Source organism: Pseudomonas sp. fls2-241-R2A-110 (genome assembly GCF_030209165.1).
GTDB lineage: Bacteria > Pseudomonadota > Gammaproteobacteria > Pseudomonadales > Pseudomonadaceae > Aquipseudomonas.
In genome coordinates this window covers 26,036-39,384 of the sequence record NZ_JARVSN010000049.1, presented here as the reverse complement: position 1 = coordinate 39,384, position 13,349 = coordinate 26,036, and the positions used below count along the sequence as shown (strand labels likewise).

Sequence of the window (13,349 nt, the reverse complement as noted above, 5' to 3'; positions counted from 1 at the left end):
AGGACCGGAGTGAGGGAATGCCGAGCCTAGGCGAGGCACCGTACGTCAGGGGCGCTGGCGCTTGGTTACTTGGCGCTTTTCCAAGTGACCCGCCGTAAAGGCGGAACCAATAGCCGCCGTGACCGCAGAAACGGATATGTACCCAACCCCAACCCCAACCCCCAAACTTTCTCAAGCAAACAACAACACTCTGAAAAAGCCGGGTTAAAACTTCTATCACACTGAACAATTAAGTGTCTTTAAATGGACAATGCCCAATCCTCAGCAATACTTCATTTCGCCATAAGTAAGCGGTTGCGCTGTTATCCGTTCAATAGTGATAAACATTATTTGAGAGGGACATCATGCAGTCGAATAAAAATGCATTGTGTATTTCCGTTCTTGGAGCGCTCTCTCTATTAGCCAGCGAGCGCAGCACAGCCGGTGGACTGATGTTGTATGAAATCGGCACGGACAACATCGGTCTGGCCAATGCCGGGGCCGCCGCCAGGGCACAAGGCCCTTCGACCATCGCCAGTAACCCCGCTGGCTTGAGCTATTTGAGCGGCACGCAAATCACTGCGGGTGCGCAGATCCTCTTTGGTCATTTGTCATTCGATCGGGACGATCAGACCAATACCCCGGGCAATGGCAGCGGCAATATTCTCGACCCCATACCGGGAGGCAGTTTTTTTATCAGCCATCAACTGGATGACCATTGGTCCGTCGGCTTCGGCTCCTATGGCGATTTTGGCCTGGCGGAAAACTACGACAACGACTGGTCCGGGCGTTATTTCGTGCAAAACGCCAGCATCGCCGGTTTGTCACTGGTGCCCAGCGTGGCATATCGCTTCAACGATCAATGGTCCGTGGGGCTTGGCGTTAAAGCCATGTACGGCATGCTCAAATCCGAGGCCGCCATCGATCAGTCGCCCCTTGGCCTGACGAATCGCGCGGACGGGCAGTACAAATACAGGGACACTGATTGGGGCTATGGCGCCAATGTTGGCGTGATCTATGCCCCGCAAGCAGGCACGCGTATCGGCTTGGCCTACACCAGCCAGGTGGACCTGAATTTCGAGGATGGCCTGGATATCAAGAACAGCGGCCCGCTGGTGAGTCGCCTGGATGGCACAAAGCTCAAACTCGATCTGAAAGTCCCACAAACCGCCACCCTCAGTTTGTATCAGCAACTGGATTCGCAATGGGCGTTTCTGGCCTCGGTCAATTGGCAGGACTGGTCCGAGTTCGGCGACATCGGCATTGACGTCGACACCAATGCTGGCGGGTCGCGGGCCACCACCATCAATGCGCATTACAAAGACACCTACCAATTGGCCCTGGGCGCGCAGTATCAGATGAACCCAGATTTGCTCTGGGACTTCGGTATCGCCTACGACACCTCGGCGGTTTCCGACAGCAATCGCACACTCACCGTGCCCATGGGCGCCGCCTGGCGGTTCGCCGCCGGCCTCACGTATTCGCTGAACAAGGAGACCGACCTGAACTTCAGCTGGGTCACGGTCTGGATGGGTGACATGCCCGTCGACCAGACCAAATCCCTGTCGGGCAATCGTGTGTCCGGCGAGTTCGACAATGCCTGGCTTCAAGCCCTGTCGGCCAACATGACCTGGCGGTACTGAGGTGATCGACATCACGCCCACAATCGCCATCTTCGCGGCTCAATTCGGCGCTGTTTGAAACCCTGGCACAGCATTAAACCGAATAAAGCTATTGATAAAAACTTCCATAAGCTTTAAACGGGAAGCACACGGGCACATTGCTAGTAATCAGCAGGTGAATTTCGCCAGTTTTTGGCTCAGGGAGTGCTGATGAGTGTTCGTTCATTGACCGACTCCCCACGGCAATCAAACGACTGCGACGTTGTCGCACCTCAACTGACAGGGAAATCGGATACGGTTAGCATGGCTTACGCGGGTATCGAGGACACCATCGAACAATTGCTCGACTCGGCGCGCCGCTGGGCCCACACCACTGCGTGGGTGGTTTACCGTGCCGGCGAACAAATGCATTTGATCGGGCAGGGCGACCCTGCGTTGCCGTGGCCGTCAAGCGTCGCCAATGAAGACTTCGAAGCATTTTGCCTGACCCGGCGCTTGCATCGCTGGCCAACGGGTCGAGGTGAAAGTGTGCTGGGCTGGCTGCTCGCGCCCGTCACCGAGGCCGGCGAACCGGCGTTCGCCGAGTTAGCCCGGCGCCTGGGCATTGAGGTCCAGACCAATACCCTTGCCCGAGCACAGATTACTCAGCGGGTGCTGTATGAAATTACCTACCTGGCCAGCTCAACCCGTGACCGTTCAGTGTTTCTGGTGGGAGTTCATCGGCTGCTGGCCAGCCTGATCGACGCCGAGAACTTCTATCTCGCGCTGTACAATCCGCACACCGGCAAAATTGACTACCCCTATTACGTCGACATCATCGACGTTGATGCCCTGGAGTCCGAGCAATACGAATACCTTGACGCTTCGCACTTGTCGTTGACCGGCCAAGTGCTGACGTCTGGCCAGCCGTTGTTGATCGACGCCGCCGGCATTCGCGCGGCTGAGGCCGAGCGCCGATTCTACTGTGTGGGTGATCGTCCGGAATTCTGGATGGGCGCCCCGTTGAAAAATGCCTCGGATGATGTATTCGGCATGCTGGCGATGCAGGTCTACGACGTTTCCCGTACTTACAGCGCCGAAGACCGAGCGCTGTTTCTGGTGGTGGCTCGCCACGTGGCCATGGCTCTGGACCGGATTCTGCACCGCGAGGACCTGGAAGAGACGGTGCTGCGGCGCACCCTGGAGCTTTCGGCGCTCAACGATGCATTGAGGCAGGAAGTGGCAGAACGCGAGCGCGCCGAGCATCTGCAGAGTGCGCTGTTCCAGATTGCCGAACTGTCGAGCCAGCCGGGCGACATGGCCGAGCTGTTTCAAACCTTGCATGGCATCGTCGGTGATCTGCTATTCGCACAAAACTTCTACATTGCGCTGTTCGACGACGCGACTACCGAAGTGACCTTTCCCTATTATGTCGATGAGCGGCAGACGATCTGTCCGGCGGCTCGGCGTGGTCGCCGGGGCTTGACCGAGTACGTTATCCGCCAGCGTCGACCGTGCCTGATTGACGTCGATGAAGCTGAACGCTTGTCGGCGAATGACGAAATCGAACTGGCCGATGAATATGTCCGATCCTATTCCTGGCTGGGCATTCCCTTGTTCGATGGCGATGTGGTACGCGGCGTACTGGCGGTGCAAAGCTATACCTCAAAAGTGCGCTATACCCTGCGCGACCAGGAATTGCTGACGTTCGTGTCGCGGCACATCGACACCGCGTTGTCGCGCCGCACGGCCGCCGAGGCCATCCATGCCGCGAACCTCAAGCTCGAAGCCCGGGTGCAGAACCGCACCCGCGAACTCGATCACGCCAATGCCAAGTTGCAACATGAAAACTCCCACGATGCACTGACCGGGCTGCCGAATCGAACCTACCTGCAGCAGCGCCTCAATCTCGCCTGGACGCAGTTCGGCAACGAAGGCGGGCACTTGGCGGTGATGTTCATCGACCTGGACCGATTCAAGCTGGTCAACGACAGTCTTGGCCACCATTTTGGCGATCTGCTGTTGATGCAGGCCGCCCACCGATTGCGCGGTTGCCTGCGCGACACCGACATGCTGGCGCGCCTGGGCGGCGATGAGTTTTCGGTGCTCGCACCCGAGGCGCCGCTGGATGTCTTGATCGAGATCGCTGAACGGATTCTGCTAGCGTTCGACCTGCCGTTTTTCATCAATGGCCATGAAGTTTTTTCATCCTGCAGTATCGGCATCGTCAGCGCCGACCATCAGTTCCATCAGGAGCCAGCGGACTTGCTGCGCGATGCCGATGCGGCGATGTATCGGGTCAAGAGTGCCGGTCGCGACAGTTACGCGGTGTTCAACCAGGAAGTGCGCCGGGAAGTCTCGGATCAGGTCGAGCGTGAAGGGGCCTTGCGCAATGCGCTCAAACGCACCGACGAACTGTTGCCGTATTTCCAGCCGATTGTCAGCGTCGAAACCGGTGAGTTGCTGGCCCTCGAAGCGCTGATCCGCTGGCATCAGCCGGGCGGACGGGTGATGGGGCCGGGCGAGTTTTTGCCGGATGTCGAGGGGTTGCGCCTGATCGGTCGGCTTGACTTGTACATGCTCACCAGCATCGCGGTGATCCTAGCCCAGCCCGAGCACGCCAATTGGCCCGCGGTGCACGTCAATTGCTCCAGCTACAGCATGACGCGCCCGGATTTCGCCAGCGATGTGCTTGCGCTGCTGGCCCGGTACGGGGTCGCGCCGTCGCGCATTTGCCTGGAGTTGACCGAAGGCGCGCTGGTGGCCGAGCCGGCGATTGCCCGACTGACCATGCAGCAATTGGCCGACAACGGCATGTCGGTGGTGCTCGATGACTTCGGCGCAGGATTTTCCTCCCTGAGCTATGTGCATCAATACCGTTTCAGCGGCTTGAAGATCGACAAGTCGTTCATTCTCGAACTGACCACCAGCCCCCGCAGCCGCGCGATCGTACGGGCGATTGTGCGGATGGCCGAATCGCTGGACCTGAGCGTGGTCGCCGAAGGCGTCGAGGACGCCGAGACGCTGGCGTTGCTGCGTGAAATGGGCGCCGGGCAGGCCCAGGGTTATTATTTCGCCAAACCAATGTGTCTGCAGGCGTTACGGGCCTGGGGGCTTGCTTCAGGCAATGCAGTTGAGGCCGCCATAGCCGGCGATCAAGCCTGAATTAATCCCTTATTTAGCGATTAAGCCGTACCAGGCGGCTATCGCAATGAGCGCGAGAAAACACACCAGCTGCACACAAAAGAAAGAAAACCGAACCGCCACGAACGCATCCGTTTGCACATGGGACACATGAACCAGAGACTGGCACACGCGAGCGGTCAGGACGAGGATGGACAAGGCGTTCACCACAGGGCCGTCGATCCCAAGGGCTGAAATCATCCACACAATGGCGCCAAAGACCGGCAGGTTTTCCACGCAGTTCGCGTGGGCTCTTGTGCCACGCCGATACCAGTCCTCGCCTTCGAGCTGATCGCTTCGGAAAGAGGCAATCGGAACGTTTGAGAAAAGGATCCTGACCCAGCGATACACCCCGACGGTTGCCATCAACAGCAGCAAAGTCCAGGTCGCGAATCCAAGCAGCATCCACATCGGCGTCGTCATGGCCGCCATCCTCAATCAATCATTTTCAGCGCATCGTTCAACAACCGCGCAACCGACGTGTGGTCGGTCGCGCGTTTTCGATCAATCGCCCATGATGGGGGCCAGTGCCGCCTGAATCCTGGACATCTGGGCCGGTGTTGTCATGCTCGTCAGCAGCCGGCCAAAGTGTGGATGCCGGACCCCCGAGACAATGTATTGCCAGCGGTAGGCGCCCAGGACGCAGGCCTTGATTTGCGTTGTCTGCGCGACACTGAACGAGGGTGAAACATTGCGCACGAAGTAGTCGGCATCGGCCGCCGCTTGCGCCTGCAGGATGGCGTCGACGGCGGCCACCAGCGCAATAAGATCGTCCACTGCCTGGTCACGCTCGACGGGCGAGAGTTTCGCGTGTTCGGCCTTCCACTCCAGCTCATCGAGCACGACGTGGCGACTTTCATCCTTCCAGTGAAATTTGAAGACGTCCTTGAACAGTGGGCATAGCTCCTCGCGCGGAGCGATGCTGTGCGCGTAATGCGCCTGAACAAACAGCTCGATATGACAGGTCAGCGCCAGCACTGACCAGGTGCTGGCCGCAAGGACCGAGCGCGCCACCTCGTTTGGATCGGCTACTTGGTGGTATCCGGCGGGTAACTGCGAACCCAACAGGGTCTCCATGCGCCGGAACAACTCCTGATGCTTGATCTCGTCGTTGGAAAAACGCACCAGCGCTTCGAGGGCGAGTTGATCGTCAAACACATGGGCCCGGCCTTGATCGAGCATTTTGGCACTGATAAAACGCTCCACCAGGCCAAAAAGATACGCATAGGTCCGGCCCTGAATCTGACTGAGCAGGCGGGCCTCGTCGGCGGCGAGAAAGGTCAGGCGGTCGACCCGCGAAAGCCCGTCGGGCAAGAATTTGCGCGAGAAGTCGAAACGACGGTCTTGCAGCAAATCGCGATCGATCTGCCATTCCGCCTTCTTCGATGATCTGACGAGTTGAGCATAACGGGCGGCGTTGCCCGAATCTGAGCGGGGTACGGTTGCGACGCTGTTCATATCGATCTCCTGCTTCCTGGATCAAGTAGCAAAGGGCCGTTTCAGCCAACATCGGAGCCCATGACCGTTGGTGAAGCCTCTGAGGGCTGGCCTGATCACCGGGTCCGCGTTGGTGCTAATCTAGGCCTCGCCGTTCTGGCGAAGAATGCCCGGGGCGCCTGATTGCATGCTCCAGGCTCCGGAAGAGAGGGCCGGCAAGTGTTGGATGCGCTTTCTGATGTCTTGCGTGTGATCCGACTGTCTGGAGGGGTTTTTCTCGAGGCGGAGTTCACTGCACCCTGGTGCCTCAATGGAAGAATCTCTGCCGACGACTGCAAGCCGTTCGTGGCGGCACCCAGGCACATCATTGCGTCGCATTTTGTCGCCTCGGGGCACATGCAATTACGCATCGAAGGGGAAGCGCCCATCGATGTGCGGGCGGGCGAACTCATTCTGCTGCCTCGCAATGACATTCATTGCTTTGGCAGTGACCTGAGCATTGCGCCCCTGTCGGCGAGCGACGTTATTCAACCGCCTGAAGTGGGCGGCATTTCACGAATCAAGTGCGGCGGGGGCGGTGAGCCAACGCATTTGTTGTGCGGATTCCTCGGTTCTGAAACCCCCTTCAGCCCGTTGCTTTCGTCGTTGCCATCGTTATTGAAACTGGATGTTCGCTCCACGGCATTGGGCGCCTGGATCGAAAGCTCATTCCGTTTTGCTGTCAGTGAGATCGCGGCGGGTCGGGTCGGCTCGACAACGGTCATCACCAAGCTCTCCGAATTGCTCTTCGTCGAAGCCGTCAGCCAGTATGTCGCCAGCCTCCCGGCTGAGCGACGCGGTTGGCTGGCAGGATTGCGAGATCCGCCTATCGGGCGTGCACTGGCGCTGCTGCATGCGCGTCCCACCGAGAGCTGGACGGCAGAAGCCCTGGCGCAGGAAGTGGGCATGTCGCGCTCGGCGTTCGCAGAGCGATTCACCGCATTGGTCGGCCAGCCACCGATGCAATACCTGACGCTGTGGCGAATGCATGTGGCGGCTCAACAGTTGCGCGAAGGCCGAGGTAACGTGGCGCAGATCGGCTTTTCAGTGGGCTACGAATCCGAAGCCGCGTTCAGTCGCGCATTCAAGCGCCAGTTCGGCACGTCCCCAGGCACTTGGCGCAAACAACCCGTATGAGAGGGCGCGGGCGCTTTACCCTTGCGCCCGCACCAAGCATCATGGCCGCCCGCACTTCCTGCCAATGGCGGCGGACATTCGTGGTGGAAAGGAACAGCAGTTGAACGAACACACATTATCCATGCGCCTGGAGCGGGTGGCGGCGCATGTGCCCGTCGGCGCGCGCCTGGCCGATATCGGCTCGGATCACGCCTATTTGCCGGTCGCGTTGATGCGCCGTGGGGCCATTGCAGCGGCGGTGGCTGGCGAGGTGGCATTGACGCCGTTCCTTTCGGCCGAACGTACCGTGAGCGAGAGCGGTCAAGACCTGGGGATTACCGTGCGCCTGGCCGATGGCCTCGCAGCGATCAAGCCCGAAGACGCAATCAGCGCGATCAGCCTCTGCGGCATGGGGGGCGAGACGATCCGCGACATTCTCGAGCGCGGCAAGGCGCACCTGAGTGGCCACGAACGCCTGATCCTGCAGCCCAACGGTGGCGAGCAACCCCTGCGCCAATGGCTGATGCACAACGGCTACCGCATCGTCTGCGAGGAAGTGCTGCGGGAGAACCGCTTCGACTACGAAATCATCGTCGCCGAGCGCGACGAGCCGGTGGTGTACACCGAACAGGAGCTGTACTTCGGACCGTTGCAGATGCAGGCCCGCAGCCCGGCGTTCCTGGTCAAGTGGCAGCGCCGGCTGCATCAGAAGCAAAAGACCCTGAGCGAGTTCGCCCGTGCGGGGCAGGCCGTGCCCGAAGAGAAGGTGCAGGACGTCGCGCGGCAGGCCCGCTGGATCACCGAACTGCTGGCTTGAATCCGGGGCCCGCCCAGAACGTCATGAAGCGCATTGACCGTGGACGGCATTCATTCGATATCAACGATTACTTTGCCCGCCGCCTTGCCTGCAGCAACCAGTGCATGAGCCTCATTGGCGGTGCCGAGGGTAAAGCGTCGTTCATCCAGCAGCACCCGCAGTTGTCCTGCTTCTGCCATCGCGGTGGCTTGAGCGAGGATTTCGCCGTGGTGCTTGCGACCTTTGCCGGTAATCAACGGCAGCAGGGTGAACACCCCGGAGTAGGTGGCACCGCGAAACGATAAAGGCGCAAGTGAGTGTTCACCCCAGCCGAGGCAACTGACGACGTGGCCCGTGTACACTTTTGCTACGGCGAATGAGGCATCCAGTGTCGCGCCGCCGACGGTGTCATACACGATGTCAAAACCTTCGCCGTCGGTGTATTGCTCAAGATAGTCCGCAGGGCTCTGGGCGCGATAATCAATGGCGGTGGCCCCCAGGCTTTTGATGGCTTCAAGGCTGGCGGCACTCCCGGTGGCGAAGACGTGTGCCCCGTGCGCCTTGGCGATCTGCACCGACATCTGCCCGACACCACCGGCGCCGCCGTGCACCAGAACGCGCTGCCCGGCCCGGACATTGGCCCGGTCAACCAATCCCTCCCACGCCGTGATGAAGATCAGCGGCAGCGCGGCGGCTTCGCGCATGCTCAGGTTTTTCGGCTTGCGTGCCAGCAGGTCGGCATCGACTGCGATGTACTGCGCCAGCGAACCTTGGTGACCGCCAATCCCCCCGGCCATGCCGAAGACTTCGTCACCGACGGTGAACTGAGTGACGCCGGTCCCTACCGCTTCGACAACACCCGCCAGGTCCATCCCCAAAACAGCCGGCAACGGTTGGCGGGCATGCGATCCCTGACCCTTGCTGATCTTGGTATCCAACGGGTTCACACCACTGGCGATGACCTTGACCAGCACTTGTCCGTCAGCAACCTCAGGCACGGGCAGCTGCTGAATCTCTAAAGCGTCTCCAGCCTGCAAAGCGACGGCGGCGTTCATAGTGTTCTGGCTCATGGGTAATTCCTCTTGAGTGAATTCGGTTCGCGCTGGGCGATGGCAACAGTTTCCTGTAGTCGATGAATTCCGATAAGAGGGCAAATGCCTATAGTATTCATGCCAATTGATCGCTAAGTGAGATCGCTATGGACACGTTGGAAGCGATGGCCATTTTTATGCGGGTGGTGGAGCGAGGCAGCTTTTCAGCGGTGGCCCGTGAAACCGGCCTCAGTCAGCCAACCATCAGCAAACAGATCGGCGCCTTGGAGCAAAGGCTGGGCGGCCGCCTGTTCGCCCGCAGTACGCGCAAGTTGAGCCTGACGGATGAGGGGCAGCGCTACTACGAACATTGTCGGCAGATTCTGGCGGCGGTGGACAACGCCGAGCACAGTTTTCAGACCGGCCAAGAGCGCGTGGCGGGCCCGCTGCGCATTGCCTCTTCAGGCAGTTTCGGACGCCTACAGATTGCGCCTCGATTGCACGGCTTTCTTCAGCAATACCCCGAGGTGTCCATCGACTTGCAACTGAGTGACGAGAACGTTGACCTGGTCAGCGAGGGGATCGATGTCGCGGTGCGCATTGGCGAGTTGAAAGACAGCGGCCTTATTGCCAAGCAGATAGGCCTGACACGACGTCGAGTCTTTGCAGCCCCCGGTTATCTCGAACAATTCGGCGTGCCCGCGACGCCGGATGAACTGGGCAACCACAATTGCCTTGTGTTCAATCAGCTCAAGCATTCCGACACCTGGCGTTTCGAGCACAACGGCCAATGGAGCGGGGTGCAGGTCAAGGGCAATGTGCGCAGCAACAACAGTGAGTCGATCCGGCAAATGGTCCTGAGTGGACTAGGCCTATCGCTGTCGCCCTCGTGGCTGTTTCGTGAGGATTTACAGGCAGGACGAGTGGTGGCGTTGCTTGAGGGTTACGCACCGTCGTCGATGCCTATACACGCGGTTTCCCCAGCGGACCGCAGGCAGTCCGCGCGGGTACGGGCGTTCACTGATTATTTGAGAGATGCTTTTGCAATCGATATTGACGTCTGTATCGATTGAATGACCTCATCGGTTGCGTGCCAGTGCGACAGCAGGCTGGATGAAACAGGCGCGCGTTGACCCCACGCGATACGGATGACCGCGCGGGGCTTTCAGTCATTGCAGCACGTAACGCCCGGGGGCCGACTCCAGCGCCGGGTATTTCGCATTGCCGGTGTGCAGAGCGGAAGGCTGGCGCTCCCCGGCCTGTTCAGCCAGCCAGGCGAACCAGTCATTCCACCAACTGCCAGGATGTTGCTGGGCATTCATGAACCAGGTTTCAGGGTTTTTGGTGACCCGCTTGTTGGTCCAGTAATGACGTTTTTCCCTGGCCGGCGGGTTGATGACCCCGGCGATATGCCCCGAGGCGCCGAGCACGAAACGCGTGGGACCGCTTAGCAGTCGGGTACTGGCGTAAGCGCTGCGCCACGGCACGATGTGATCGTCATGGGTGGCGAGGATGTAGGCCGGCGCGTCGATGGCGCGCAGGTCCAGCTTGACCCCGCAGCAGTCCAGGTCGCCGGATTTCAGGTCGTTCTGCAAATAGGTATGGCGCAGATACCAGCAATACATCGGGCCGGGCAGGTTGGTGCTGTCGTTGTTCCAGAACAGCAGGTCGAGGGCATTGGGTTTCTGGCCCTTGAGGTATTTGTCGACGTTGTAGTTCCACCACAAGTCGTTAGGGCGCAGCAGCGAGAAAGTGTTGCCCATGTCCTCGCCCTTGAACAGGCCAACGGGGCCATCCTGGCCGCCGATGGTGCGCTCGCGGTAGGCGACCAATTGCTCGTCGACAAAGATGTCGATGGGGCCGGTGTCCAGGTAATCGAGGAAAGTGGTGAGCAGGCTCACACTGGCGATGTCTTTGTCGCCGCGCGCCGCCAATACCGCCAGCGCCGTGCTCAGCAACGTGCCGCCGATACAGAACCCCACGCAATTGGGACGTTGTTCGCCACTGATTTCGCGAGTGACTTGCAGGCCTTTGATGATGCCGGTTTCGATCAAGTCATCCCAGGTGGTGCCGGCATGCGCCGCATCAAAGTTGCGCCACGACATCAGGAACACCGGGTGCCCTTGCTGCAACAAGTGGCGAACCATCGAGTTGTCCGGGCGCAGGTCGAGGATGTAGAACTTGTTGATCGACGGCGGGACGATGAACACCGGACGCCGGTACTGGGTTTCACTCTGCGGGTAGTACTGGATCAACTGGAACAGCTCGTTCTCGAACACCACTTCGCCGGGCGTGTTGGCCAGATCGACGCCGACCTTGAAGGCACCGCTGTCGCACTGGCGCATCTTGCCTTCTTGCAGGTCGCTGGCCAGGTGCAGCAGGCCGGTGAGCAGGCTGGCACCCTGAGTATCGACGACACGTTGCAAGGCGTCCGGGTTACTGGCGAGGAAGTTGCTGGGCGCACCGGCGGCAATGGCTTGTTCCACCAGATAGAGCAGGCGTTGGCGCGGTTTCTTGTCCTTGATGGGTAGCTTGTCGAGCAGCTTGAGCAGGAAACCGGCGTTGAGCAGGTAGAACGCCGCCAGGGAGCCGAACAGCGGAGTGTTCCAGTTGCCGCTGGCGAAACGTCGATCTTCGAAGCTGAACGGCTGGCCGGTCAACAGGCGCTGGCCCAGATCGCCCCACTGCATTTGATAATCGGCTTGAAGGTTGTCCAGGGTTGCACGGGGCAACTCAAACCACTCGTTATAGTCCTGGCCGGTAAACCACGGATTGGTGCTGACCCATAGACGTAATTGTTGCACTGCAAAGGAGGCAATGAACGGGACCTGGCCTGACCAGAAGGTGTTGAAGGTGTGCGCGTTATTGTCCATGGAACTCCTTGCCGACATCGCAAATCCGGGCAGAAAAAAACCGCGGTGCCGCCATTCGGCACCGCGTCAGTAGTCAGCCAAGCCTTTTTTATTTTTATCGTTCGATGAGCAGGCTGACGCCTTGGCCTCCGCCGATGCACAACGTGGCCAGGCCTTTTTTGCCGTCACGACGAATCAGCTCGTGCACCAGCGACACCAGAATCCGCGCGCCCGATGCGCCGATCGGATGCCCCAGTGCAATCGCGCCACCGTTGACGTTGACCTTGTGGGTGTCCCAACCCAGTTCCTTGCCGACCGCCAGTGACTGCGCGGCGAATGCTTCGTTGGCTTCGATCAGGTCAAGGTCGTCCAGGCACCAGCCGGCTTTGGTCAATGCCAAACGGGTGGCCGGCACCGGGCCGATGCCCATGATCGATGGGTCCACGCCCGCACCGGCGTAAGCCTTGATGCGCGCCAACACGGGTAAACCCAGCACCAGCGCCTTGGCGGCGCTGGCCAACAGCAACACGGCCGCGCCGTCGTTGAGGGTCGATGAATTGCCGGCGGTGACGCTGCCGTCTTTCTGGAATGCGGGTTTGAGATTGCTCAACGCTTGCAGCGTGCTACCCGGGCGCGGTTGTTCATCGGTGTCGAACGCCAGCGGATCGCCCTTGCGCTGGGGAATCAGGATCGGGGTGATTTCCCGCTTGAAATAACCCGCTTCGATGGCCGCTGCGGCTTTCTGTTGCGAGGCGGCGGCGAAGGCGTCCTGGTCTTCGCGGCTGAGGCTGTACTGCGTGGCGAGGTTCTCTGCGGTAATGCCCATGTGATAGTCGTTGAAGGCATCCCACAAACCGTCCTGGATCACGCTGTCTTGCAGTTGCGCATGACCCAGGCGCAAGCCGGTGCGTGCCTTGGGCAGCACATACGGCGCCAGGCTCATGTTTTCCTGACCGCCGGCAATCACCAGTTCGGCGTCGCCGCAACGAATCGCCTGGACGGCCAGTTGCACCGCCTTGAGGCCCGAGCCGCACACCTTGTTCAGGGTCAGGGCAGGGGTGGTAAAGGGCAGGCCGGCCTTGATTGCGCTCTGGCGTGCCGGATTTTGGCCCGAGCCTGCGGTGAGGACCTGGCCGAGGATCACTTCATCGATCTGGGCGGCGTCGACCCCGGCCTGTTCGAGCAGGCTGCGAATCACCGCAGCGCCCAGTTCGGTGGCGGGAATCGCCGACAGGGCACCTTGGAAACTGCCGATGGCGGTACGTGTTGCGGCAACGATTACGACTTCGTTCATGCGAGACCTCATTAGGATGTT

10 protein-coding genes are annotated in these 13,349 nt (G+C 59.9%); 5 read left to right on the top strand and 5 right to left on the bottom strand.

All coding sequences use genetic code 11. From position 1 onward, the window contains the following. Positions 1 to 344: 344 nt before the first annotated feature. Together QRN31_RS31125 and QRN31_RS31120 are read left to right on the top strand one after the other, a co-directional pair. A complete protein-coding gene (locus tag QRN31_RS31125; RefSeq protein WP_285436748.1) occupies positions 345 to 1,622 on the top strand; it encodes an OmpP1/FadL family transporter in 1,278 nt (425 codons plus the stop codon). A 189-nt stretch (positions 1,623 to 1,811) separates the two neighbouring features. After that, positions 1,812 to 4,745 carry a sensor domain-containing phosphodiesterase gene (locus tag QRN31_RS31120; protein WP_285436746.1) on the top strand — a complete coding sequence of 978 codons (2,934 nt, stop codon included), beginning with the start codon at positions 1,812 to 1,814 and terminating at the stop codon, positions 4,743 to 4,745. A gap of 9 nt (positions 4,746 to 4,754) precedes the next feature. On the opposite strand, the gene QRN31_RS31115 is transcribed toward QRN31_RS31120, so the two are convergent. Both QRN31_RS31115 and QRN31_RS31110 read right to left on the bottom strand, forming a co-directional pair. Then, a complete protein-coding gene (locus QRN31_RS31115; protein ID WP_285436745.1) occupies positions 4,755 to 5,186 on the bottom strand; it encodes an MAPEG family protein in 432 nt (143 codons plus the stop codon). Between the two features lie 81 nt (positions 5,187 to 5,267). Then, complete coding sequence (locus QRN31_RS31110) at positions 5,268 to 6,221, bottom strand: diiron oxygenase (protein WP_285436743.1); 954 nt, start codon at positions 6,219 to 6,221, stop codon at positions 5,268 to 5,270. Between the two features lie 198 nt (positions 6,222 to 6,419). Between QRN31_RS31110 and QRN31_RS31105 the strand changes: the two genes are divergently transcribed. Further along, the gene (locus QRN31_RS31105) at positions 6,420 to 7,376 is read left to right on the top strand and encodes an AraC family transcriptional regulator (protein WP_285436742.1); all 957 of its coding nucleotides are present in this window, start codon (positions 6,420 to 6,422) and stop codon (positions 7,374 to 7,376) included. A gap of 100 nt (positions 7,377 to 7,476) precedes the next feature. Then, positions 7,477 to 8,172 (top strand): tRNA (adenine(22)-N(1))-methyltransferase, encoded by a 696-nt coding sequence (locus QRN31_RS31100; protein ID WP_285436741.1) that lies wholly within the window; start codon positions 7,477 to 7,479, stop codon positions 8,170 to 8,172. A gap of 50 nt (positions 8,173 to 8,222) precedes the next feature. Here QRN31_RS31100 and QRN31_RS31095 read toward each other — a convergent pair whose 3' ends face one another. Continuing rightward, a complete protein-coding gene (locus QRN31_RS31095) occupies positions 8,223 to 9,221 on the bottom strand; it encodes a zinc-dependent alcohol dehydrogenase family protein (RefSeq protein WP_285436739.1) in 999 nt (332 codons plus the stop codon). 128 nt (positions 9,222 to 9,349) lie between these two features. On the opposite strand from QRN31_RS31095, the gene QRN31_RS31090 reads away from it, so the two are divergent. After that, positions 9,350 to 10,255 carry a LysR family transcriptional regulator gene (locus QRN31_RS31090; RefSeq protein ID WP_285436737.1) on the top strand — a complete coding sequence of 302 codons (906 nt, stop codon included), beginning with the start codon at positions 9,350 to 9,352 and terminating at the stop codon, positions 10,253 to 10,255. 96 nt (positions 10,256 to 10,351) lie between these two features. Here QRN31_RS31090 and phaC read toward each other — a convergent pair whose 3' ends face one another. Further along, the gene (gene phaC, locus QRN31_RS31085) at positions 10,352 to 12,055 is read right to left on the bottom strand and encodes a class I poly(R)-hydroxyalkanoic acid synthase (RefSeq protein WP_285436736.1); all 1,704 of its coding nucleotides are present in this window, start codon (positions 12,053 to 12,055) and stop codon (positions 10,352 to 10,354) included. Between the two features lie 94 nt (positions 12,056 to 12,149). Then, complete coding sequence (locus QRN31_RS31080) at positions 12,150 to 13,328, bottom strand: acetyl-CoA C-acetyltransferase (RefSeq protein ID WP_285436735.1); 1,179 nt, start codon at positions 13,326 to 13,328, stop codon at positions 12,150 to 12,152. Positions 13,329 to 13,349 lie beyond the last annotated feature (21 nt).